The organism is Acidocella sp. C78 (assembly GCF_907164655.1).
This window is the reverse complement of sequence record NZ_CAJQZK010000085.1, coordinates 13,408-36,898: the sequence shown is the minus strand read 5'-3', so window position 1 is coordinate 36,898 and position 23,491 is coordinate 13,408. Positions and strand designations below refer to the sequence as shown.

Below are 23,491 nucleotides of genomic sequence, written 5' to 3'. Positions count from 1 at the left end.
GGTCTAGACCCAGTAGGCCACGCGGCCGCGCATCCGCGCGAAGCCGATTGCCGCGACCCCGACCAGCAGGGCCGAGACGCCGATCGCAGCGAGCACCAGCCGCGTGCTGACCGGCGTGCCGAGCAGCGGCGCGCGCAGGATTTCGAGGATGGGATAGAACGGGTTGAGATCGACCAGCAGCCGGCCGATCGGGTGGCTGTCCAGCACCTTGGCGTACCAGATCACCGGGGTGATGAAGAAGGCGATCTGCATCACCGAGAGGATGATCTGCGGCAGGTCGCGGAACCGCGCGCAGAGCGCGCCCATCAGCAGCGAGATCGCCAGCGCGTCGATCATCCACAGCGCGAGGGCGGGGATCGCCAGCAACGAATACAGGCTCTGATGCACGCCCATGATGAGGAACACGACGACGATCACGATCAGGTTATGCCCGAGCACGATGGTGTTGCGCACCACGTTGCGCGCGGCATGCACGCTGAAGGGCATGCGCGTGCCCTTTATCAGCGTGTCGGTCTGGGTGAAGCAGGTGCTCCCCTCCGAGATCAGCGTGTTGAGATAGGTCCACAGCACCAGCGAGATCGCGAGATAGGGCAGGTAGGTATGGATGTCGGTGTGGAACAGCACGCCGTAGAGAAACGCCATCGCGCCGACCTGCACGCCGGTCGAGATCGTCAGCCAGAACGGCCCCAGCGCCGAGCCGCGATAGCGCAGCTTGATGTCGTAGAAAGCGAGCGTCCAGACCAGCTGCCAGAGCCGCGCGCCCTCGGCGAGGTCGGCGAGGGCGAGACTGGTCCGCTGTCCCCACCCGCGATCGGCCGAGAGGGTGAAAAACGCTGCGCGGCGGAAGCTGGTCGGGGCCGGTGCGGCCGCTTGCGTGTCGTTCATGTCGGAAACCTGCTCCTGCCCGGTTCGGGCCGTCCTGACCCAGGCCAGAGGCGAGCCCTGCTGGCGCTGGCTGGGGTGGGAGGATTCGAACCTCCGCATGGCGGAATCAAAATCCGCTGCCTTACCGCTTGGCTACACCCCATCCGGGCCTGACTGATATGGCGTTGCCGCCGGCTCGGCAAGTCCCGCCATGTGCGCAATTCGGGCCGGACCGCACGAAGCGCCCATGTTCATCGCCCGACAGTTCGGTTACATCGGGCCGGTTGCCAAGGGGAGTATCGCACATGAACCTGATCGCCGCACGCCTGAACCGGATCAGCCCGAGCCAGACGATCGCCATTTCCACCAAGGCGCGCCAGCTCAAGGCCGAGGGCCGCGACATCATCAGCCTCTCCGCCGGCGAGCCGGATTTCGACACGCCCCATCACATCAAGCGCGCCGCCATCGCCGCGATCGAGGCGGGCGAGACCAAATATACCGACGTCGCCGGCACCATGGCGCTGCGCAAGGCCGCCGCCGCCAAGTTCAAGCGCGACAACGGGATCGACTACACGCCGCAGGAGATCATCGTCTCGACCGGCGGCAAGCAGGTCATCTTCAACGCCATGCTCGCCACCGTCGAAGCCGGCGACGAGGTGATCATCCCCACACCCTGCTGGGTCAGCTACCCCGACATCGTCCAGCTCGCCGAGGGCAAGCCGGTCTTCGTCCCCTGCAGCCAGAACAACGGCTTCAAGCTCCGCGCCGAGGATCTCGAGGCGGCGATCACGCCGAAGACCAAGTGGCTGATGCTGAACTCGCCCTCCAACCCGACCGGGGCGGCCTATTCGGCGGAAGACCTCCGCCCGATCTGCGACGTGCTGCTCCGCCACCCCGACATCTGGGTGTTCACCGACGACATCTACGAAAAGCTCGTCTATGACGGTTTCACGCCCGCCACCATCGTCGGCGTCGAGCCGAGGCTGCGCGAGCGCACGGTGACGATGAACGGCTGCTCCAAGGCCTATGCGATGACCGGCTGGCGAATCGGCTTCTGCGGCGCGCCGGTCCAGCTCATCAAGGCGATGGACAAGCTGCAGAGCCAGTCCACCTCGAACACCTCCTCGGTCAGCCAGGCGGCGGCGCTCGCCGCGCTGGAAGGCCCGGAAGACGCGATCGACGTGATGCGCGCCGCCTATCGCGAGCGGCGCGACCTCGTGGTCGCGATGCTGAACCAGGCGCCGGGCATCACCTGTGCGAAGCCCGAGGGCGCGTTCTACGTCTTCCCCTCGATCGCCGGCTGCCTCGGCAAGACCTCGGCGGGGGGCACCAAAATCGTCGATGACGAGGCCTTCGTCACGGCGCTGCTGGAAGAGCAGGGGGTCGCCGCCGTGCATGGCAGCGCCTTCGTCTATCCCGGCTATTTCCGGGTCAGCTACGCGACCTCGACCGAGGCGCTGCGCGACGCCTGCACCCGCATCCAGACCTTCTGCCAGGGGTTGCGCTGAGCGCGGCCGCCGCCTGCCGCCCGACCCGCCTGCCATCCGACCCGCCTGCCGCCCGACCCCTCGGATGCCGGACCCGCGCGATGCCATTCGCGCGGGTCTTTCGTTCGGCCCGTCTTGCCTGCCGCCCGTCTTGCCGGGGATTCCGCTTGCCGGCGGACGGTTTCGGGGTTAGTTTGGAACAAAAAGTGAACGACAGTCTTGCCGCCGCATCGACTCGGGGCAAGAGAAATTTTTTGGACCAACTTGATCTAGTGTCGATTGCGCGAGGCGTGCCCAATATGTAGTGATAGCGACACGCCGAACCGAGGAGCTGCAACTGCGATGAACGCGATCAACCGACCCGAGCCCGCCCTGCTCGATACCGACGTGCAGATCCGCGGGGGCCATCAGATCAGGATCGACCGCACGCGCGATTCCCTGCTCACCGAGTTCGGCCGCGCCACGCTGAACGACCGCTATCTGATGCCCGGCGAGAGCTATCAGGACCTGTTCGCCCGCGTCGCCTCCTATTACGGCGACGACGCCGAGCACGCCCAGCGGCTGTATGACTACATCAGCAAGCTCTGGTTCATGCCGGCGACGCCCGTTCTGTCGAACGGCGGCACCAAGCGCGGCCTGCCGATCTCCTGCTTCCTCAACGAGGCGTCGGACAGTCTGGAAGGCATCGTCGATCTCTGGAACGAGAATGTCTGGCTCGCCTCCAAGGGCGGCGGCATCGGCTCCTACTGGGGCAATCTCCGCTCGATCGGCGAGAAGGTCGGCCAGAACGGCAAGACCTCCGGCGTCGTTCCCTTCATCCGGGTGATGGACAGCCTGACGCTGGCGATCAGCCAGGGCTCGCTGCGCCGCGGCTCGGCCGCCGTCTACCTGCCGATCTCGCATCCCGAAATCGAGGAATTCATCGAGATCCGCCGCCCCACCGGCGGCGATCCGAACCGCAAGGCCCTCAACCTGCATCACGGCATCCTGGTCTCCGACGCGTTCATGCGCGCCGTCGAGGCGGACGAGATGTGGCCGCTCACCTCGCCAAAGGATGGCGCGCATGTCCGCTCCGTCTCGGCCCGCTCGCTCTGGATCCGCATCCTCACCGCCCGGATCGAGACCGGCGAGCCCTACATCATCTTCGGCGACCATGTGAACAACGCCCGCCCCGAGCACCACAAGCTCGCCGGCCTCGAGGTGAAAACCTCCAATCTCTGCGCCGAGATCACCCTGCCCACCGGGCTCGACCAGCACGGCCAGCAGCGCACCGCCGTCTGCTGCCTGTCCTCGATCAATCTCGAAACCTGGCTCGAATGGCACGACAACCCGCAATTCATCGAGGACGTGATGCGCTTCCTCGACAACGTGCTGCAGGATTTCATCGACAACGCGCCCGATTCGATGGCCCGCGCCAAATACGCGGCGATGCGCGAGCGCTCGGTGGGCCTCGGCGTGATGGGGTTCCACTCGCTGCTGCAATCGCTCAACATCCCCTTCGAGAGCGCGATGGCCAAGGCCTGGAACATCCGCATCTTCCGCCACATCCGCGCCGGCGCCGATGCCGCCTCGCGCAAGCTCGCCGAAGAGCGCGGGCCCTGCCCGGATGCCGCCGAATATGGCGTGATGGAGCGCTTCTCCCACAAGATGGCGATCGCGCCGACCGCCTCGATCTCGATCATCGCCGGCAATTCCAGCCCCGGCATCGAGCCGATCGCCGCCAACGTGTTCCTGCAGAAAACCCTCTCCGGCAGTTTCTCGGTGCGCAACCGCCACCTCCAGCTTCTCCTCGCCGCCAAGGGCCGCGACGATGAGGAAACCTGGTCGAACATCACCGTCAACAAGGGCTCGGTCCAGCATCTCGACTTCCTCACCGATGACGAGAAGGCCGTCTTCAAGACCGCTTTCGAGCTTGACCAGCGCTGGGTGATCGAGCACGCCGCCGACCGCACGCCGCATATCTGCCAGAGCCAGTCGATCAACGTGTTCCTGCCCGCCAATGTCCACAAGCGGGACCTGCACCAGATCCACTATCAGGCCTGGAAGAAGGGCGTGAAGTCGCTCTATTACTGCCGCTCGCTGTCGATCCAGCGGGCCGATACGGTGAGCGAGAAGGTGCAGCGCCACGAGCATGGCGAGGCCGCCCCCGCCGCCAAGGTGCCGCCCGCCGCCGCGGCGAGCACCACCGATTACGAGGAATGCCTCGCCTGCCAGTAGAGAGATTGATAGTCGCAAGATTGGCAGTCGCAAGATCGGCAATAGCAGGATTGGGCCGGAAGCCCGCCCGAAGGCCGCCGCATCCCGCCGGCGGCCTTTCGTGTTTCGGCCGCCCGCCTCATTCGCTCCCCAGCAGCCTGCCGTAATAGCGGCGCGCGTCCGTCGGCAGGCCCGGCCTCTGGTCGCGGTGGATCAGCGCGTTCTCGATCTGCCGCGCCGCCGAATGCAGCCCCGCCTTGCCCAGGCTGACATCGCTGGCGTTCTGGTTGCCGAACGCGCCCTCGCCGCCGGACGCGTTCTGCCCCGCCGCCACCGGGCCTCCGCCCGCCGGGTTCTGCCCCGCCATCGCCGCCAGCGCGCCCGCCGCCTGTTGCAGCGAGGCGATCGCCTGCCGCTCGCCGGAGAGCGCCGCCGGAATGTCGCCGGTGCCAAGCGCGTCGCGCGCGGCGGTCATCGACCGCTGGCCCTGGCCGAGCGTCGACTGGCCCGGCAGACCTTCCCCCTGCATCGCCCGGGCGGCGTCGGCGAGCTGCTGGCGCAGCGTCTCCTGCCGCTGCGCGAGGCCGGCGGCCCCTTGCTGCGCGGGCAAAGCGGGCTGGCCGCCCGGTGCCGGCATCGCGCCGCGCCGCGCGGTCCGGTCCATCAGCTTCGCCTCCTCGCGCATGATCGCGGCAAGCCGGCGCGCGGCCGCTTGCCGCTGCTGCTGTTGCTGCTGCGCCGCCGCCGAACCGCTCGCCTGCGGCGCGGTCAGCCGGTTCAGCATCTGCCCGAGCCTTGCCATGTCGCGCGCGGCCTGCGCCGTCTGCCCGGAGGCCAGCTCCTGCCGGATCTGGTTTGCCAGCCGGTCGATCGCCGTGCGCTGCGCCGCCTGCTGTGCCTGATCGCCGCGCGCAGACCGCTTTGTCGCGTCCTGCCGCGCCTGCATCGCCCGGTCGAGCTGCTGCATCAGCTGTTGAAACCGCGCCCGCTCCATGCGGTGACCGGCAAGGGCGCGCGCCAGCGCCTGATGCAGCGTCTGCGCCGCCGCGTCGAGCTGGCGCGTCGCCTTGTAGGCGGCGCCGAGTTCCGCGCGCTGCACCAGCGTCCACAGCCCTGCCTCGGCCTGTGCGTAATCCGGGGCCGTCGGGCCGAATCCGGCGGCGAACCGCGCAAGCGCCGCGCGTGTGCCCGGCGTCAGCTTGCCCGGCGGCGTGGCGGCGAGGGTGCCGAGCCGGGCGGCGAGCGCCGGGCGACCCGGTTCGCCGCGCGCCAGCGCCTGGCGGATCGCCTCCAGCGCCCGCGCCGTCGGGTCGTGCAGCGCGGGGGCGGGCAGGGCGAGGCGCGCGGGCGCCGAGCGCCCGGTTTGCCCGGCGCGGTTCACCGCGGCGAGCGTGGCATCCACCGTCATGCCCGCGAGCGGGCTGGCCAGCAGGTCGAGCCGGGTGCTGCCGGCGATGCGCTCGCCATGCGGCTTTGCCACCGGCAGCGCGGCGCGGTCGGCCCTCGCGCCCGGCGCATCCACCGGCCGCAGCACGAGGCGCAGCGCAGTTAGCCCGTAGCGGCTGACGCCGCGCCAGGCGAGGGCGACGCGCCGCGCCGCCGCGGTCGGCGCCGGCGGCGCGGCGAAGCCGATTCGCGGCGGCGTCGGCGCGATCACCATGATCCGCTCCCGCGCGATCCGGTTCCAGAACGGCCCGATGCGCAGCGTCGTCGTGCGGTCGAGCGTCTCCCGCGCGCGGAAGCTGCCGGTGCCGATGCCGGCGAACCCCAGCGCCTTGCCGCCGATCCACGCCGCCGGGGCGGCATCGCCGGCGCCGGTGACGATGATGGCGAGCGTCGAGCCGGCAAGCGCCGTCACCTTGCCCGAGCCCGCCCCGATCAGGCGCGGCGTCGCCCCCGCCCAGCGCGGCGGCGTGATCCAGGCCTGCACGGCAAGGCCGGGGCGGGCGAAGGGCGAGGCGAAATCGACACTGGCCGCGAGCCGCGATCCGGCCCGCGATCCCGCGGCGGCCCAGGCGGCGATCAGGCCGAGCAGGAGCAGAAAGCGCAGCGCGAACGGATCATGTGCGGTGAAATCCGGCCGCGGCAGGCCGACCCTGGCGGTGGCGAGCGCGCGATCGGTGCGGGCGCGGTGCGCCTCCCAGAGCGGTGCCGCGCCGGCCAGCGCCGGCGCGTCGCCATAGGCGGCGAGCGGGCGGTGATGCAGGCGGGAATCCCGCTCGATCCGGCGGTCGGCGGCCTCCGCCGCGGGTGGGCGATAGCGGCGGATGGCGTGGCGCAGCGCGAGGCCGAGGGTGATGAGGCCGGCGAGATCGGCCCGCCAGCCGCCGAATCCGGCGAGCCCGACGATCAGGAACACCGCGACCACTCCGGCGGGCGGCATCGCGGCGATGGCGACGGCCTCGGCCACCAGCACGCGGCGCGCCCGCCGCCGCAGCCGGGCGAGGCGCGCCGCCGGCATTACCGGCGCTGCGGCACGATCTCGTCGCGCCAGAGATCGTCGAGCGCCTGCCGCCGGCGGATCAGATGCGGCGCGCCATCGGCGATCATCACCTGGGCGGCGAGCGGCCGGCCGTTATAGGTGCTGCTCATCGTCGCGCCATAGGCCCCGGCATCGAGCAGCGCGACCAGCGCGCCGGGGGCGAGATCGGGCAGGTCGTGGGTGCCGAAACGGTCGCTGCTCTCGCAGACCGGCCCCACCGCCTCGGCCGGCAGCGGCGCGCCCGCGGCATCGGCGGCGCCGATGGGGACGATGCCGTGCCGCGCGCCGTAAAGCGCCGGGCGCATCAGGTCGTTCATCCCGGCATCGAGCACGACGAAGCGCTCCGCCCCGGCGCGCTTGATCAGCGTCACCCGGGCGATCAGCACGCCGGCCGGGCCCACCAGCCAGCGGCCGGGCTCGACGATCAGGTCGAGATCATGGCCGCCGAGCACGCGGCGCACCATCGCCGCCTGCGCCGCGAGCGGGAAGGCGGCGCCGTCGTCATAAGGAATGCCGAAGCCGCCGCCGAGGTCGAAGCGGCGCAGCGCGAGCCCCTCGCCGCGCAGCGCCCCGATCAGCCCGAGCACCCGCCGATACGCCGCCTCGAAGGCGTCGGGGGCGAAGATCTGGCTGCCGATATGGGTCGAAAACCCGACCGCCGCGATGCCGGGCAGGGCGGCGGCGCGGCGGTAGAGCGCGCCCGCGTCATCGAAGCCGATGCCGAACTTGTCGCCCTTGCGGCCGGTGCTGATCTTGTCGTGTCCGCCAGCCGCGACATCCGGGTTCACCCGCAGCGCGACCGGTGCCGCAACCCCCATCGACGCGGCGATGCCGGAGATCATCTCCAGCTCCTCGGCGCTTTCGACATTGATCTGGCCGATGCCGGCGGCCAGCGCGCGGCGCAGCTCGTCCTCCCGCTTGCCCACGCCGGAGAACACCATCGCCCCCGGCGCGATCCCGGCGGCGGCGGCGCGGGCGAACTCCCCCGCGCTGGTCACATCCGCCCCGGCGCCGCCTTCCCGCACCAGGCCGAGGATGGCGAGATGGTCGTTCGCCTTCACCGCGTAGCGGATCGCGGGGGTCAGCCCCTCGGCGGTGAAGGACGCGCGCAGGGCGGCGAGCCGCCCCTCGATCGTTGCGGCGCTGTAGACCCAGCTCGGCGTCCCGTGGCTGGCGGCGATGGCGGCCAGCGGCACGCCATCGAGGCAAAGCCCGTCCATCGCGTGGAAGGACAGGTTCGGCCGGGTGGCGACGAGCCGATGCCAGGCCTGGTCGCGGGTGAGGGCGTTCATCATTCGGAGGGATATTGGTGCGGATAGGTGATCTGCCCCGCCGGGCCGGGCGGCGAGGGCGCGCCGGCGCGGCCGCAGGCGGCGAGGGCGGCGCAGGCCAGCACAACCAGCAGCAGTCCGCGGGTCATGCCAGCGCCTCCTGCCAGCGCGCCGCGGCGCGGGCGACATTGTCGGGCGCGGTGCCGCCGAAGGTGCGGCGCGCGGCGACCGAGGCCTCGATGGTCAGCACATCATACACCGCCTCGGTGATCCGCGGCTCGATCTCCTGCATCACCGCGAGCGGCAGGGCGACGAGGTCGAGCCCGCGCGACTCGGCGGCGCTCACGATCTGCCCGGTCACGTGATGGGCGGTGCGGAAGGGCAGGCCGAGATCGCGCACGAGATAGTCGGCAAGGTCGGTCGCGGTGGCGAAATCGGCGCCGGCCACCGCGCGCATCCGCCCCGCGTCAGGCTCCATGTCGCGCACCATGCCGGTCATCGCGGCGAGGCACAGCTCGGCGGCGTCGGCGGCGTCGAACACCGGCTCCTTGTCCTCCTGCATGTCCTTCGCATAGGCGAGCGGCAGGCCCTTCATCACCGCGAGCAGCCCGGCGAGCGCGCCGAAAATCCGCCCCGCCTTGGCCCGGGCCAGCTCGGCGGCGTCGGGGTTGCGCTTCTGCGGCATGATCGACGAGCCGGTGGTATAGGCGTCGGACAGCCGGATGAAGCGATAGGGCGCGCTGGTCCAGATGATGATCTCCTCGGCGAAACGCGAAAGATGCATCGCGAGGATGGAGAGCGCCGAGAGGAATTCAAGCGCGAAGTCGCGGTCGGACACCGAATCGAGCGAATTCGCGGTCGGCCGGTCGAAGCCGAGGGCGGCGGCGGTCATGAAGCGGTCGATCGGGAAGGTGGTGCCGGCCAGCGCGGCGGCGCCGAGCGGGCATTCGTTCAGCCGCCGGCGCGCATCCGCGAGGCGGCCGCGGTCGCGCCCCAGCATCTCGACATAGGCGAGCAGATGATGCCCGAGCGTCACCGGCTGGGCGGTCTGCAAATGGGTGAAGCCGGGCATGATGGTGCCCGCGTGCTCGGCCGCGCGGTCGGCCAGCGCGCGCATCAGCGAGCGCACCTGCTCGTCGAGACTGTCGATCGCCTTGCGCACCCAGAGCCTGAAATCGGTCGCCACCTGGTCGTTGCGGCTGCGCGCGGTGTGCAGCCGCCGCCCCGCCTCGCCGATCCGCGCGACCAGCCAGGCCTCGATATTGGTGTGGATGTCCTCCAGCGCGGGATCGAAGGTGAAGGCGCCGTCGGCGATCGCCCCGGCGATCTCGCCGAGCCCGGCGCGGATCGCCGTCTCGTCATCGGCCGAGATGATGCCCTGCGCCGCGAGCATGCCGGCATGGGCGAGGCTGCCCTCGATATCCTCGCGCCAGAGCCGCTGGTCGAACCCGATCGAGGCGTTGATCGCCTGCATCACGGCTGCGGGACCGGCGGCGAAACGCCCGCCCCATTGCAGGCTCGATGGTTGCGTTTCGGCCTGTTCGGCACCAGACTTCGTCGTATTCGATTTGGAAGAGGTATCGGCGGTCATGCGTTTCGGGCTTTCTCGGCGGCGGTTCGCGCAACTGGGTGCGGGTCTTGTGCTGCCTGACTTAACTTCGCTCGCCGGGATCGGCAAATCCGCCGCGGCGATGACGCTGCCGGATGTCGGCCCCAATCTCGACGCGACGGTGCCGCAGCCGGAGCCGGATTTCCATTTCCTCGACGCCTCCGGCCGGCGGATGACGCTCGCCGCCTTCCGCGGCGAGGGGCTGGTGGTGAATTTCTGGGCCACCTGGTGCCCGCCCTGCCGCGCCGAACTGCCGACGCTGCTGGCGCTCGACCCGAAAATCCGCGCCGATGGCATGCGCGTCCTGCCGATCTCGGTGGACAGCCAGGGGATCAAGGCGGTGCGCCCCTATTTCGCCCGCCATCACATCACCGGCGTGCCGATGCTGCTCGACCCGAGTTCGAGCGCGCTCGATGCGTTCAACATCGGCGGCATCCCCTTCACCGTGATCGTCGATCGCGCGGGGCAGATGGTCGCCTCGCTGCAAGGGGCGGGGGATTGGGACACGCCGGCGACCATCGCGCGGCTGCGCCGGCTGGTCGGGCCGAAACCGGCCGCCGCACCGCCCACCACGTCGACCTGATCCGCCGCGCCGGCTCTTGCCCCGCCGCGATCCGGCTGATAGGCCGCGCCTGAGGCAGAACCGGGACAGAGAACGATGGCTGAAAACACCGTAAAGAAAGTTGTGCTGGCCTATTCGGGCGGGCTCGATACCAGTGTCATTCTCCGCTGGCTGCAGACCGAGCGGGCGGCGGAGGTCGTCACCTTCACCGCCGATCTCGGCCAGGGCGAGGAGCTGGAGCCGGCGCGGCGCAAGGCCGAGATGTTCGGCGTCAAGGAAATCTTCGTCGAGGATCTGCGCGAAACCTTCGTGAAGGATTTCGTCTTCCCGATGTTCCGCGCCAACGCGCTCTACGAGGGCCAGTACCTGCTCGGCACCTCGATCGCCCGGCCGCTGATCGCGCAGCGCCAGATCGAGATCGCCGAGGCGGTGGGGGCCGACGCCGTGGCCCATGGCGCGACCGGCAAGGGCAACGACCAGGTCCGCTTCGAACTCGCCTATTACGCGCTGAAGCCGGATGTGAAGGTCGTCGCCCCCTGGCGCGAATGGAGCCTGACCAGCCGTACGAAGCTGCTCGAATTCGCCGAGGCGCACCAGATCCCCATCGCCCGCGACAAGCGCGGCGAGGCGCCGTTCTCGGTCGATGCGAACCTGCTGCACTCCTCCTCCGAGGGCAAGATCCTCGAAGACCCCGCCGAGGCGCCGGACGAGATCGTCTACCAGCGGACGATCAGCCCCGAGGCGGCGCCGGACGTGGTCACCGAAATCAGCATCGATTTCGCCCAGGGCGACGCGGTGGCGCTGAACGGGGAGGCGCTCTCGCCGGCGACATTGCTCACCAGGCTCAACGAGCTGGGCCGCGACAACGGCATCGGCCGGCTCGACCTCGTCGAGAACCGGTTCGTCGGCATGAAGTCGCGCGGCGTCTATGAAACCCCGGGCGGCACGATCCTGCTGGCGGCGCATCGCGCCATCGAGAGCATCACGCTCGACCGCGAGGCCGCGCATCTGAAGGACAGCCTGATGCCGCGCTATGCCGAGCTGATCTATAACGGCTTCTGGTTCAGCCCCGAGCGGCGCATGCTCCAGGCGCTGATCGACGCCAGCCAGAACTCCGTCACCGGCCGGGTGCGCCTGAAACTCTACAAGGGCAACGTGATCGTCGCCGGCCGCGAAAGCCCCAACTCGCTCTACTCGGCGCGGATGGTCACCTTCGAGGACGACGAGGGCGCCTACAACCAGCAGGACGCGGCCGGCTTCATCAAGCTGAACGCCCTGCGCCTACGCCTCGGCGGCGCCATCGGCCGGCGCGGCGGCGCGCTTTAGAGCACTTTCCGATCCATCCGGATCGAATGTAGTGCTCTATGGTATTGATAAATAGAGCATCAAGCGGCGGCGCTGCGGGACTCATCTGTCCGACTGGATGTTTCCATCCGGCCGGACAGACCGCTCCGCCCCCGCGGCGCGGGCCGTCTGCTCCACAATCGCCACATTTCCACCATCGCCGGGCCATCTCCCGCCGTCATGACGACGTTATGGCCGCGCGACATCCATTCCGGCAGGGCCGGGACGTCATGCGGCCGATCTGAGGAGGAGCAGAGCATGACCCCGATCCCATCCCGCCTTTTCCCGCGCCGCTCTCTGCGGCGTTCCGGCGCCGCCGTCGCGGTGGTCGCCGCGGCGCTGGCGCTCGCCGGCTGCACCAACCCCTATGATCCCGGCCAGCGCGCCCTGGGCGGGGCGGCGATCGGCGCCGGCACGGGGGCCGCGATCGGGGCAGCCACCGGCGGCAGCCCAGCCACCGGCGCGCTGATCGGCGGCGCGGTCGGCGCCCTCGGTGGCGCGCTGACAACCCCGCAACCCGCCCCGCCGCCCGGCGCCTATGGCGCCTATCGCCGCCCCGACAGGCCGCAAGGCGACCAGTACCGCCACGACAACGAATATCGGCAGGACGGCCAGTATCAGCAGGGCAACCAGTATCCGCAGAACGGCCAATACCGGCAGGGCAACCAGTATCCGCAGAGCGGCCAATACCGGCAGGATCACCGTGCCCCCTACAACAACGGCGCTCCCGACCAGGGCAACCCGTACAATCAGGGGAATCCCTACAATCAGGGCAACCCGTATGACCAGGGCAACGGCTACCAGAACGGGCAATACTAGAGCATCATCCGATCAGATGGACTCATCTGATCGGATAAAGATGCTCTGCCCGCGCGCCGGCCGGCCTATTCGTCGGCGTAGGGGTTCTTGGTGCCGCGCAGTGCAAGGCGGATCGGTGCGCCGTCGAGGCCGAATTTCTCGCGCAGCGAGTTCACGAGGTAGCGCTGGTAACTGTCCGGCGTCAGCTCCGCCCTGGTGCCGAACACCGCGAAACTCGGCGGCCGCGCCTTGACCTGGGTGATATAGCGCAGCTTCAGCCGCCGCCCCTCGACCAGCGGCGGCGGAAACCGCTCCAGCGCGCCCTCGAACCAGCGGTTGAGGGAAGCGGTCGTCACCCGCGTGTTCCAGATCCGGTCAGCCTCGCGCACCGCCGGCAGCAGCTTCCTGACCCCCTCGCCGGTCTCGCCCGAGAGCGGCACGAGCGTGATCCCCTTCATCTGCGAGAGCGAATGCTCCAGCCGTTCGAGAATGGCCCGGCGGGTGCGGTCGCGGTCTTCCACCAGGTCCCATTTGGTCAGCGCGATCACGCAGGCGCGCCCCTCCCGCTCGATCAGCCGGGCAATGGTGAAATCCTGGTCGTGCAGCCCCTCATGCGCGTCGATGGCGAGAACGACCGTATCGGCGAATTTCAGCGCCTCGATCGTCGATGAGGTGGAGAGCTTCTCCAGCCCGGCCTCGACCCTCGCGCGCCGGCGCAGCCCGGCGGTGTCGAACAGCCGGTAGCGCCGCCCGGTGGCATCGGTCAGTTCGGCGGCGATCGCGTCGCGCGTCAGGCCGGGTTCGGGGCCGGTGATCACCCGCTGCTCGCCCAGCAGCCGGTTCATCAGGGTCGATTTGCCCGCATTCGGCCGCCCGACGATGGCCAGATGCATCGGCCGCTCGCCATCCTCATCCTCCGCCGCCCCGCTTTCCGGCAGCGCCTCGATGATGCGGTCGATCAGGTCGGACACGCCCTCGTTATGCTCGGCGGACACCGGCACCGGCTCGCCGAGGCCGAGCGCATAGGCCTCCAGCGCCGCGTTGCTGCCGCCGCGCCCCTCCGCCTTGTTGGCGACGACAATGACCGGCTTGCCCGTCCGTCGCAGCCAGGCGGCGAAATGCCGGTCCTCCGGCAGCAGCCCGGCGCGGGCGTCGAACACGAACAGCACGAGATCGGCCTCGTCCACCGCCGTCCCGGTCGAGGCGCGCATCCGCCCGGGCAGCGTGTCCGGCGGCGCTTCCTCAAGGCCGGCGGTGTCGATCAGCTGGACCTTCACCCCGGCAAGCTCGCCCCAGGCTTCCTTGCGGTCGCGGGTGACGCCGGGCTCATCGGCGACGAGCGCGATGCGCTTGCCCGCCAGCCGGTTGAACAGGGTGGATTTGCCGACATTCGGCCGCCCGCAGATCGCGACCCGCGGGGTGCGGGCAGGGGAGGTGGTCATCGATAGGCTGTCAGCACCGCGTTGCGGGTGAGCGCGAACAGCGTCCCCGCGGCGGCGATCGGGGCGAGGCCGGACTCGCCATTGAGGGCCAGCCCCTGGTCGGGCGGGGTGAGCAGTTTGCCGGCCAGCGCATCGACCACGATCATCCGCCGGTCCGAGCCGGTCAGCAGCAGCCCGGCGCCGGCCACCAGCGGGCCATGCCACGACAGCGGCTGGCGGCGCCGCGCCGGGTTGCCATAGGCAGGCAGGTCGGTCACCCAGCCGACAGCGCCATCCGCGACGCGGATCGCGGCAAGGCGCTGGCCCTCGGTCAGCAGGAACAGCCAGTCGCCGGCCACCGCCGGGGTCTCGCCGCCGCCCGCGCTGATGCTCCAGATCCGCCGGCCCGAACGCAGGTCGAAGGCGACGGTGGTGCCGGCCAGCCCGGTCGCGATCGCCAGCCCCCGGCGATCACCGGACTCGCGACGATGCTGGAGACGTCGAGCGGATTGGTCTGGGCGTATCCCGCCGCCAGGCTCTGCTCCCACACCGCCGACCCGCCGGTCGCGTTCACCCCGGCCAGCACGCCGGAGCCGAAGCCGGCGACCACGATGCCGTCCTGATAGGCGGGCGTGCCGGCGCCGAACATCGACCCGCCGGCGCCGCTCCCGGTCGGGAACCGCCAGGCGAAGGCGCCGGTCTTCGCATCGAAGGCCTGGAGCGTGTTGTCGAGCATGATGACGAAGATCATCCCGCCGCCGAGCCCGGGGGCCGAGCGGAACGGCTGGTCGAGCGTTTTCGTCCAGCGCGGCTTGCCGCTCGCCGGATCGAGGGCGAGGAGCTGGCCGAAGCCCGAGGCGACATACAGCGCCGCGTCATCCGCCGCGAGCCCGCCGCCATAGGCGAAGCTGTTGTCGTGCCGCGGGCGCATCGAATGTCGCCAGAGCCGATGTCCATCGGCGATCGCGCGGGCCTCGACCACGCCATTGGCATCCACGGTGAACACCCGCCCGCCGGCAATCACCGGGGCGGCGTGCAGCGTGCGGCGATAGGTGGCGCCGGCGCCGATATCGTCGTGCCAGGCCATGCGCAGCCGCGCGGGCAGGGCGCTCACCCCGGCATCGTGCGCGGCGGTGGCGCCGGCCTGGCCCCAGCCGGTCCGCGTCTGCGGTGCCGGCAGCGTCACCGGCGGCGCCCCGGCGGCAACCCGCAGCGGGTTGTGCGGCGGCAGCACCGGGATCTTGCGGCCCGGCACCGGCGGCTTCGGCGGGGTGGAGAGCAGGCCGCAGCCGGAGAGCATCGCCAGCGACGACAGCAGCGCGCCGCGCCGCCCGATGGTGGAAAGGGCGCGAAGATCGGTCATGGTCCGGCGGGTCATCCCTTCAGTTTCGCAATCAGGCCCTGGGCGAGATTGCGCAGATTGGGCGCGGAGGCGGGGTTGGCGCTCACCTCCGCCAGCAGGGCGCCGGCGGAGGCGGTCTTGCCGGCGTGGATGTCGAGCAGGGCGAGGTCGAGCTGGGCCAGCGGCTGCCACGGATTGCCCGGCCGGTTCAGCGTCTGCAGCCCGGCGCGGGCGGCGGCGGCGTTCTTGCCGTCCATCTCGTGCTGCGCGCCGAGCAGGATCGCGAGGTCGCGGATCGTCGGCAGCGCGCCGCTGCCCGGTGCCGCGATCGCCGCCCACTGGCGTTGCGCGGCCTTGCCATCGCCGCCCTGCTCGTAAAGTGCGGCGGCGCGCAGCCGGGCGAGATTGGCATAGCCGGCCGGCGCGCTGGCGGCATATCCAGCAAGCCGCTTCGCATCGGCCAGATCGCCCGCCTTGGTCGCCCCGCCCGCCTGCTGGCCGATCTCGGCGATCAGCGCGGTGTAGCCTTCCGCCGCCCGCACATCGAGAAGGTGGCGGTGCCACTGCCACGCCTTCCACCCGCCGATCGCGACCAGCACGACCAGTGCTGCGCCGGCCATCGCGCCGGCATACCGGACGAGGAACTGACGCGTGCGTTCGGCACGCAGGTCTTCGGCGACTTCATCGAAAATATCGGGCACTCGGGCTCTCGCTCGCTTGGCGCCGGGGAGGGTATCCCGCGGGCTGGATCGGGTTTTCGCGGCGGACCATAGCCGCGCGCGGCACGTTGGGCAACGTAACCGGGTCTTCATTTTTTCATGGCATTCTACCGGCAATGCGACGAATGCTTGTCATGCTCTGCGCGGTCCCGCTCGCCGGGTGCGGCATCGGTGCGGGTGCCACCGTGGCCGCGAATGTCGTCACGCTGACCACGATCCACCGCACCGTGCCGGATGCGGTCGTCTCGCTGGTCACCGGGCGCGATTGCTCGATGGTCCGGCTCGACCGGACAAGAGCTATTGCGCGCCGAAATACGTCCCGCCGCGGCCGCCGCCCTACTGCACCCAGACCCTGGGCGACCCCGAATGCTGGGCCGATCCCGAAAAACTGCCGGACCACGCGCCGGAAATCGCCGAAGGCCCCTACCGGCTGACCACCCGCGCCCAGATCGAAAGCGCCGAGGGGCGCTGGCCCTGACCGGCCGCTTCGCCCGACCGCCATCGGCAACCCCCACCAATAACAAACGCCGTCAACAACAAACGCCGCCCCTTGGGGGCGGCGTTCCCGTTGGTCCTGCGGTGCAAAAGCGCCGCCCGGCATGCCCGGACCCGGCATGGCGCCGGAGCCGGGCGCGCGCCGGTTCAGTTCTCGCCCTGCGCCTGCTGGTTGCGGCGGCGGATGGCGGCGCCGAGGATGTCGCCGAGCGAGGCGCCCGAGTCGGACGAGCCGTAATCGGCCATCGCCTGCTTCTCCTCGTCGATCTCCTTGCCCTTGACCGTGAGCTGCAGCTTGCGCGCGGCGCGGTCGACAGCGGTGATCTTGGCGTCGATCTTCTCGCCCGGCGCGAACTTCTCCGGCCGCTGGTCGGCCTTGTCGCGGGCGAGTTCGGCGCGGCGGATGAAGCCGGTGAGAACGTCGTCCACCTTCACCTCGAGGCCGTTCGCCTGCACCGCGGTGATCACGCAGGTCACGATCATGCCCTTGTGGACACGGTCGAGCACGCCGGCGGCGGGATCTTCCTCAAGCTGCTTCACGCCGAGGCTGATGCGCTCCTTCTCGACATCGACGTCGAGAACCTTCGCCTTGACCACGTCGCCCTTGTTGAACTTCGCCATGGCGAGTTCGCCCGGCTCGTCCCACGACAGGTCGGACATGTGGACCATGCCGTCGATCTCCGGCGCAAGGCCGACGAACAGGCCGAACTCGGTCATGTTGCGGATCTCGCCTTCGACGATCGAGCCCACCGGGTGCTCGTCGAGGAACTGCTCCCACGGGTTGCGCTGAACCTGCTTGAGGCCGAGCGAAATGCGGCGCTTGCCGGCATCCACGTCGAGTACCATGACCTCGACTTCCTGGCTCGTCGCGACGATCTTGCCGGGATGCGCGTTCTTCTTGGTCCACGACATCTCGGAGACGTGCACGAGACCCTCGACGCCCGGCTCCAGCTCCACGAAGGCGCCGTAGTCGGTGATGTTGGTGACCCGGCCGGTCGCCTTGATTCCCGGCGGATACTTGACGTCCACGCCTTCCCACGGATCGGTCTCGAGCTGCTTCATGCCGAGGCTGATGCGCTGGGTGTCGGGGTTGAAGCGGATCACCTGCACCCGCACCGGCTGGCCGATGGTCAGCGCCTCGGCCGGGTGGTTGATGCGCCGCCAGGCGATGTCGGTCACGTGCAGCAGGCCATCGACGCCGCCGAGATCGACGAAGGCGCCGTAATCGGTGATGTTCTTGACCACGCCATCGAGGATCTGGCCTTCCTTGAGGCCCTGGATCAGCTCGCTGCGCTGCTCCGCCCGGGTCTCCTCGAGCACGGCGCGGCGCGAGACCACGATGTTGCCGCGCGCGCGATCCATCTTGAGGATCTGGAACGGCTGCTGCACGCCCATCAGCGGGGTGACGTCGCGCACCGGGCGGATATCCACCTGGCTGCCCGGCAGGAACGCCGTCGCGCCGCCGAGATCGACGGTGAAGCCGCCCTTGACCCGGCCGTGGATCACGCCATTGACCCGCGCCTGCTGCTCATAGGCGCGCTCCAGCGCCGTCCAGGCCTCCTCGCGGCGCGCCTTCTCGCGCGACAGCACGATCGAGCCGTCCTTGTCCTCGTAGCGCTCGATATACAGATCGAACGTGTCGCCGGACTTGATCTCCTGCGCGCCGAATTCCTTCAGCGGCACGCGGCCCTCGCTCTTCAGCCCGACATCGACGACGACATAGTCATCATCAATGCGCGACACCCGGCCGGAGACGACCGAGCCCTCGAAGCCGGTATTGCTGCCGAGCGTGCTGTCGAGCAGCGCGGCGAAATCCTCGGTGCCGGAATTATGATCAGCGCCCTGCGAGCGCATGGCAGTTGCGGTTGAACCCATGAAGCGGTTTGAATCCTTGAAACGAGACCGTCTTGCGGCCGGTTTGGCTGGCGCGCCGCCCGGAATTCCATCCGTTGCGGTCACGACTGTCCGGACGGGTCCGGACGGGGTTTCGGGTGCCACCGTTGCGCACCGTTTCGAGGCGGCGCCGGCATGCCGGGATTTCCATGAGAGGGAATTCCGCAGCGCCGCGCGCCGACCCGGCCGGGATAGTCCACGTCGTCCCGGCAACGGTCTGGCGACAAGCCGTGGACACCATGTCCGCGGTTGCCGCGGGAATAGGCTTTTTCACCCGGTTTTGCAAGCTTTCCCGAACCTTTCGCGGCACCCGCGCCGGCCAGAGGCTTCGCGGCGCCGAATCACATGCTATAAGCCCGGCCCGATGACGCATTCGCAGACTCCGGCTCGGCCGGCCCGCTTCTCCCCCTCGCAGCCGCGCACGCGCCGGCGCCGCCCGCGCGCGCTGCCGGCCCTGCTCCTGCTCTCGCCGCTCGCCCTCGGCGGCTGCGGCCTGTTCGGCGGCAGCGCCAAGACCGGCGCCGCCGCGCACAAGCACGCCGCCAAGCCGCTGCAACCGGCCGACGCGCTCTATGCCGAGGGCATCGCCCAGCTGCACAAGGGCGAGAACAAGAAGGCCGCCCAGCTCTTCGGCGAGATCGAGGTAAACTACCCCTATTCGACCTGGGCGAGCCATGCCGAGCTGCTCCAGGGCTACGCGCAATACCGACGGCAGAATTTCGACTCCGCGGTCAGCGCGCTGAACCGCTTCATCGAGCTGCACCCGGCAAGCCCCGAGGCGGCCTATGCCTACTACCTGAAGGCGCTCTGCTTCTACGAGCAGATCGAGGACGTCCAGCGCGACCAGACCTTCACCCTCGAAGCCGCCCAGGCCTTGCAGGACGTGGTCTCCCGCTTCCCCGACAGCGCCTATGCCCGCGACGCCCGGATCAAGCTCCGCCTGGTCGAGAACCGCCTCGCCGGCCACCAGATGGAAATCGGCCGCTTCTACCAGCGGCAGAATCTCTACGCCGCGGCGATCAGCCGCTATCAGGTGGTGGTCCAGCAATACCAGACCACGACCTTCGCCCCCGAGGCGCTCGACCGGCTGGTGGAATGCTATCTTGATCTCGGCCTGGTCAAGGAGGCGCGGCGCAATGCCGCCGTGCTCGGCCACAACTATCCCGGCTCGCGCTGGTATTTGCACGCCTATGACACGCTGCGCCGCCACGGGCTGCTGGCGGGCGCGGCAAAGCCGAAGGCCACGGGCGGGTTCCTCTTCGGCCTGCTCTGACCCGGGGGGCGCGGAGCCATGCTCACGGCGCTGTCCATCCGCGATGTCGTCCTGATCGACCGGCTGGATATCGGCTTCGCCCCGGGCCTGACCGTCTTCACCGGCGAAACCGGCGCCGGCAAGTCCATCCTGCTCGATTCGCTCGGCCTCGCCCTGGGCGACCGCGCCGATGCCGCGCTGGTGCGCTCCGGCGCCGCCCAGGCGGTCGTCACCGCCTCCTTCGCGATTCCCGCCACGCACCCGGCAATGGCGCTGCTGGCCGAGCAGGGGATCGAACCCGGCGATGAAATCCTGCTCCGTCGCATCCTCTCGCGCGGTGGCAAGTCGCGAGCCCTGGTCAACGACCAGCCGGTGAGCGTCGCCCTGCTGCGCCGGGTGGCCGATCTGCTGATCGAGATCCAGGGCCAGCACGCCCAGTTCGGCCTGACCGACCCCGCCACCCAGCGCGACATGCTCGACCGTTTCGGCGTCGCGCCCGCGCTGCGCGACGAGGTGGCCGCCGCCTTCGCCACCTGGCGCGCGGCCGAGGCGGCGCGCGCCGCGGCCGAGGCGGCGCTCGACTCCGCGAGGCGCGACGAGGATTTCCTCCGCCACGCGGTCGACGAGCTGGCGACCCTCGCGCCGCGCGCCGGCGAGGAGGAGGAACTGGCCGCCGCCCGCCAGCGCCTGCAGGGGGCGGAGCGCCGCGCCGAGGCGATCGGCGGCGCGCTCGCCGAGCTGGCCCCGCGCGAGCGCCGCTCCGCCGGCCCGGCGGCGACGCTGCGCGCGGCCGCCCGCGCGCTCGCCCGCATCGCCGAGGCCGAGCAGGGCGCGTCCATCGGCCCCGCACTCGCCGCGATCGAGCGCGCCGAGGAAGCCCTGGCCGAGGCCGAAACCCTGCTCTCCCGCGCGGTTTCCGAGGCCGAGGCCGACCCGCGCGGGCTCGAGGCGATCGAGGAGCGGCTGTTCGCCCTGCGCGGCATGGCGCGCAAGCACGCGGTTCCCGTCATCGAGCTGCCCGCCCTGCTCGAACAGTTCCGCGCCCGCCTCGCCACGCTCGACGCCGGCACCGAGGCGCTCTCCCGCGCCGAGGCGGCGAGCCGCGCCGCCCGCGCCGCCTATGGCGCGGCGGCCGCGGCGCTGAGTGCCGCGCGGCAGGCGGCGGCCGAGCGCCTCGCCGCCGCCATCGCCGCCGAGCTTCCCCCGCTCCGGCTCGACCGCGCCCGCTTCCTCGTCGCCCGCGCCGACCTGCCGGAGGCGCAGTGGAACGCGAACGGCGCCGATTCGGTGCGCTTCCTCGTCGCCACCAACCCCGGCAGCGCGCCCGGCCCGCTCGACAAGGTCGCCTCCGGCGGCGAGCTGTCACGCCTGCTGCTGGCGCTGAACGTGGTGCTGGCCGGCGAATCCCCCGTCGCAGCCCTGATCTTCGACGAGGTGGACAGCGGCATCGGCGGCGCCACCGCCGCGGCGGTGGGCGAGCGCCTCGCCCGCATCGCGCGCGAGACCCAGGTTCTCGTCGTCACCCATTCGCCCCAGGTCGCCGCCCGCGCCGATTCGCATTTCCAGGTCAGCAAGGCCAGCGGGCGCGACCGCGCGATGACGCTCATCAGCCGGCTTGACGCCGCCGCCCGGCAGGAGGAAATCGCCCGCATGCTTGCCGGAGAAACGATTACCGACGCCGCGCGCGACGCCGCGCGCAGCCTGCTGGGCCGCTCGTGAGCGCCCGCCCGCCCGCCCCCGCCGCCGCGGCCGATCCCAGGGCCCGCCTCGCCGAGCTGCTCGCCCGCCTCGCCGCGGCGGATGCCGCCTATCACCGCGACGATGCGCCGATCATGGACGACGCCGCCTACGACGCCCTGCGGCGCGAGGCCGAGTCGCTGCGCGCCCGCCATCCCGAACTCGCCGCGACGCTCGACCAGGTCGGCGCCGCCCCCGCCGGCGCCTTCGGCAAGCTGCGCCACCGCCTGCCCATGCTCTCGCTCGACAACGTGTTCGAGCCGGCCGATTTCGCCGAGTTCTGCGCCAGCATCCGCCGCTTTCTCGGCCTCGGCGCGGCGCCGCTGGCCTTCGTCGCCGAACCCAAGATCGACGGCCTGTCGATCTCGCTGACCTACGAGAACCGCCGCTTCGCCCGCGGCGCGACGCGCGGCGACGGCGCCGAGGGCGAGGACGTCACCGAAAACCTCCGCACCCTGCGCGAACTGCCCGCGACCCTGCCGGAGGACGCGCCCGACTTCATCGAGATCCGCGGCGAGGTCTACATGACCAAGGCCGATTTCGTCGCCCTCAACCAGGGCCAGTCCCGCCAGTTCGCCAACCCGCGCAACGCCGCCGCCGGCAGCCTCCGCCAGCTCGACCCTGCGATCACCGCCGCCCGCCGGCTCTCGCTGTTCGCCTATGCGCGGGGTGCCGCAAGCGCTGCGGTGGGCGAGACCCATTGGGACTATCTGGCGACGCTGCGGCGCTGGGGCTTCCCGGTGAATCCGCTGGCCGAGCGGGTGAGCGAGGCGGGCGCGGAAGCCTTCCAGCGCGCGGTGGCCGAACGCCGCGCCGGGCTCGACTACGATATCGACGGCGTCGTCTACAAGATCGACGACCTCGCGTTGCAGGAGCGTCTCGGCTTCGCCGGCCGCGCCCCGCGCTGGGCGGTGGCGTGGAAATTCCCCGCCGAGCGGGCGCTCACCACGCTGCGCGCGATCGACATCCAGGTCGGCCGCACCGGCGCGCTCACCCCCCGCGCCCGGCTCGACCCGGTCAATGTCGGCGGCGTGCTGGTCAGCCACGCGACCCTGCACAACGAGGACGAGATCGCCCGCAAGGACGTGCGAATCGGCGACACGGTCGAACTCCAGCGCGCCGGCGACGTGATCCCGCAGATCCTCCGCGCCCTGCCCGAGCGCCGGCCGGCCGATTCGGCCCCCTTCGTCTTCCCCGATCACTGCCCGGCCTGCGGCGCGCTGGCGATCCGCCCGGCCGGCGAGGTGGTGCGCCGCTGCACCGGCGGGCTGAGCTGCCCGGCCCAGGTCGTCGAGCGGCTGATCCATTTCTGCGCCCGCGCCGCCTTCGACATCGAGGGGATGGGGGAGCGGACGGTCGAGCAGTTCCACGCCCTGGGCTGGCTTCTGAGCCCGGCGGACATTTTCTCCCTGCGCGACCGCGAGGCCGCGATCGCGGCGCTGGAGGGCTGGGGCGAGGTTTCGGCGCGCAAGCTCGTCGCCGCGATCGAGGCGCGCCGGCGGGTGCCGCTCGCCCGCTTCATCTTCGCCCTCGGCATACGGCGGATCGGCGAGCAGAACGCGAAGCTGCTGGCCCGCCACTATTCTTCCTATGCCACCTGGCGCCAGCAGATGGAGCAGGCCGGCGTGATCGGCTCGGATGCGCGGCTGGAACTCGGCTCGATTTCCGGCATCGGCCCGTCGATCGCCGAGGAACTCGCCGGCTTCTTCGCCGAGCCGCACAACCGCGACCTGCTCGACCGGCTGGTGCCGATGCTGACCATCGAGGACGAGGTTGCGGCGGAAGGCGGCGCGTTCGCCGGCAAGACGATCGTCTTCACCGGCACGCTGGAAACGCTGACCCGCCCGGAGGCGAAGGCCCGGGCGGAGGCGCTGGGCGCGAAAGTCACCGAATCGGTCTCGAAAAAGACCGATTTCGTGGTGGTGGGTGCGGAAGCCGGCTCGAAGGCGGCAAAGGCCGCGAGCCTCGGCGTCACCATTCTGAGCGAGGCTGAATTCCGCGACCTCGCGGGCCTCTGAC

Annotated in this window: 19 protein-coding genes and 1 tRNA gene; 9 read left to right on the top strand and 11 right to left on the bottom strand. The window is 70.6% G+C overall.

Annotated features, from left to right (window positions below; all coding sequences use genetic code 11):
• Positions 1-3: 3 nt before the first annotated feature.
• Positions 4-984: an ABC transporter permease gene (locus tag ACIDOCELLA78_RS91550; protein ID WP_249676167.1), complete on the bottom strand. Its 981-nt coding sequence runs from the start codon at positions 982-984 to the stop codon at positions 4-6.
• A tRNA-Gln gene (locus ACIDOCELLA78_RS91545) sits at positions 953-1,027 on the bottom strand. The genes ACIDOCELLA78_RS91550 and ACIDOCELLA78_RS91545 overlap by 32 nt, the downstream gene beginning before the upstream one ends.
• Before the next feature lie 142 nt (positions 1,028-1,169).
• Here ACIDOCELLA78_RS91545 and ACIDOCELLA78_RS91540 point away from each other — a divergent pair.
• Entirely contained in the window at positions 1,170-2,372 is a 1,203-nt protein-coding gene (locus tag ACIDOCELLA78_RS91540) for a pyridoxal phosphate-dependent aminotransferase (protein WP_201729112.1), read from the top strand.
• 321 nt (positions 2,373-2,693) lie between these two features.
• Positions 2,694-4,568, top strand: coding sequence for a ribonucleoside-diphosphate reductase subunit alpha (locus ACIDOCELLA78_RS91535; RefSeq protein WP_201729111.1), 1,875 nt, complete (start codon positions 2,694-2,696; stop codon positions 4,566-4,568).
• 118 nt (positions 4,569-4,686) lie between these two features.
• Here the strand turns inward: ACIDOCELLA78_RS91535 and ACIDOCELLA78_RS91530 are convergent, their stop codons facing one another.
• From ACIDOCELLA78_RS91530 to argH, 4 genes are read right to left on the bottom strand one after another with little or no spacing between them, the layout of a single operon-like run.
• Positions 4,687-7,008, bottom strand: a complete 2,322-nt coding sequence (locus ACIDOCELLA78_RS91530; protein WP_201729110.1) for a DUF4175 family protein — start codon at positions 7,006-7,008, stop codon at positions 4,687-4,689.
• A complete protein-coding gene (gene lysA, locus ACIDOCELLA78_RS91525; protein ID WP_201729109.1) occupies positions 7,008-8,324 on the bottom strand; it encodes a diaminopimelate decarboxylase in 1,317 nt (438 codons plus the stop codon). The genes ACIDOCELLA78_RS91530 and lysA overlap by 1 nt, the downstream gene beginning before the upstream one ends.
• Entirely contained in the window at positions 8,321-8,449 is a 129-nt protein-coding gene (locus tag ACIDOCELLA78_RS91520; RefSeq protein WP_283770848.1) for a hypothetical protein, read from the bottom strand. The genes lysA and ACIDOCELLA78_RS91520 overlap by 4 nt, the downstream gene beginning before the upstream one ends.
• Entirely contained in the window at positions 8,446-9,891 is a 1,446-nt protein-coding gene (argH, locus tag ACIDOCELLA78_RS91515; protein WP_201729108.1) for an argininosuccinate lyase, read from the bottom strand. The genes ACIDOCELLA78_RS91520 and argH overlap by 4 nt, the downstream gene beginning before the upstream one ends.
• Between argH and ACIDOCELLA78_RS91510 the strand changes: the two genes are divergently transcribed.
• The 3 genes from ACIDOCELLA78_RS91510 (at position 9,890) to ACIDOCELLA78_RS91500 (ending at position 12,634) form a co-directional block, all read left to right on the top strand.
• Complete coding sequence (locus ACIDOCELLA78_RS91510; protein ID WP_201729107.1) at positions 9,890-10,492, top strand: TlpA disulfide reductase family protein; 603 nt, start codon at positions 9,890-9,892, stop codon at positions 10,490-10,492. The genes argH and ACIDOCELLA78_RS91510 overlap by 2 nt on opposite strands.
• Before the next feature lie 75 nt (positions 10,493-10,567).
• A complete protein-coding gene (locus ACIDOCELLA78_RS91505) occupies positions 10,568-11,797 on the top strand; it encodes an argininosuccinate synthase (protein ID WP_201729106.1) in 1,230 nt (409 codons plus the stop codon).
• Positions 11,798-12,073: 276 nt separating this feature from the next.
• Positions 12,074-12,634 (top strand): YMGG-like glycine zipper-containing protein, encoded by a 561-nt coding sequence (locus ACIDOCELLA78_RS91500; protein ID WP_201729105.1) that lies wholly within the window; start codon positions 12,074-12,076, stop codon positions 12,632-12,634.
• A gap of 65 nt (positions 12,635-12,699) precedes the next feature.
• Here the strand turns inward: ACIDOCELLA78_RS91500 and der are convergent, their stop codons facing one another.
• Genes der through ACIDOCELLA78_RS91480 form a run of 4 tightly spaced genes read right to left on the bottom strand, consistent with a single transcriptional unit; the run spans position 12,700 to position 16,077 of the window.
• The gene (der, locus tag ACIDOCELLA78_RS91495; protein ID WP_201729104.1) at positions 12,700-14,055 is read right to left on the bottom strand and encodes a ribosome biogenesis GTPase Der; all 1,356 of its coding nucleotides are present in this window, start codon (positions 14,053-14,055) and stop codon (positions 12,700-12,702) included.
• Positions 14,052-14,423: a PQQ-binding-like beta-propeller repeat protein gene (locus tag ACIDOCELLA78_RS91490; RefSeq protein WP_249676177.1), complete on the bottom strand. Its 372-nt coding sequence runs from the start codon at positions 14,421-14,423 to the stop codon at positions 14,052-14,054. The genes der and ACIDOCELLA78_RS91490 overlap by 4 nt, the downstream gene beginning before the upstream one ends.
• On the bottom strand, positions 14,366-15,412 hold the full coding sequence (locus ACIDOCELLA78_RS91485) for a PQQ-binding-like beta-propeller repeat protein (protein WP_249676164.1): 1,047 nt from the start codon (positions 15,410-15,412) through the stop codon (positions 14,366-14,368). The genes ACIDOCELLA78_RS91490 and ACIDOCELLA78_RS91485 overlap by 58 nt, the downstream gene beginning before the upstream one ends.
• Complete coding sequence (locus ACIDOCELLA78_RS91480; protein ID WP_201729103.1) at positions 15,409-16,077, bottom strand: tetratricopeptide repeat protein; 669 nt, start codon at positions 16,075-16,077, stop codon at positions 15,409-15,411. Before ACIDOCELLA78_RS91480 ends, ACIDOCELLA78_RS91485 begins: the two co-directional genes overlap by 4 nt.
• Before the next feature lie 283 nt (positions 16,078-16,360).
• On the opposite strand from ACIDOCELLA78_RS91480, the gene ACIDOCELLA78_RS91475 reads away from it, so the two are divergent.
• The gene (locus ACIDOCELLA78_RS91475) at positions 16,361-16,573 is read left to right on the top strand and encodes a hypothetical protein (protein WP_249676162.1); all 213 of its coding nucleotides are present in this window, start codon (positions 16,361-16,363) and stop codon (positions 16,571-16,573) included.
• A gap of 164 nt (positions 16,574-16,737) precedes the next feature.
• Here ACIDOCELLA78_RS91475 and rpsA read toward each other — a convergent pair whose 3' ends face one another.
• Complete coding sequence (gene rpsA, locus ACIDOCELLA78_RS91470) at positions 16,738-18,465, bottom strand: 30S ribosomal protein S1 (protein WP_201729102.1); 1,728 nt, start codon at positions 18,463-18,465, stop codon at positions 16,738-16,740.
• A gap of 382 nt (positions 18,466-18,847) precedes the next feature.
• Here rpsA and ACIDOCELLA78_RS91465 point away from each other — a divergent pair, with 382 nt between their 5' ends.
• Genes ACIDOCELLA78_RS91465 through ligA form a run of 3 tightly spaced genes read left to right on the top strand, consistent with a single transcriptional unit; the run spans position 18,848 to position 23,490 of the window.
• Positions 18,848-19,756 (top strand): outer membrane protein assembly factor BamD, encoded by a 909-nt coding sequence (locus tag ACIDOCELLA78_RS91465; protein ID WP_249676160.1) that lies wholly within the window; start codon positions 18,848-18,850, stop codon positions 19,754-19,756.
• Positions 19,757-19,774: 18 nt separating this feature from the next.
• A complete protein-coding gene (gene recN / locus ACIDOCELLA78_RS91460) occupies positions 19,775-21,454 on the top strand; it encodes a DNA repair protein RecN (RefSeq protein WP_201729101.1) in 1,680 nt (559 codons plus the stop codon).
• Positions 21,451-23,490, top strand: a complete 2,040-nt coding sequence (ligA, locus tag ACIDOCELLA78_RS91455; RefSeq protein ID WP_201729100.1) for an NAD-dependent DNA ligase LigA — start codon at positions 21,451-21,453, stop codon at positions 23,488-23,490. The genes recN and ligA overlap by 4 nt, the downstream gene beginning before the upstream one ends.
• Position 23,491: the final 1 nt, after the last annotated feature.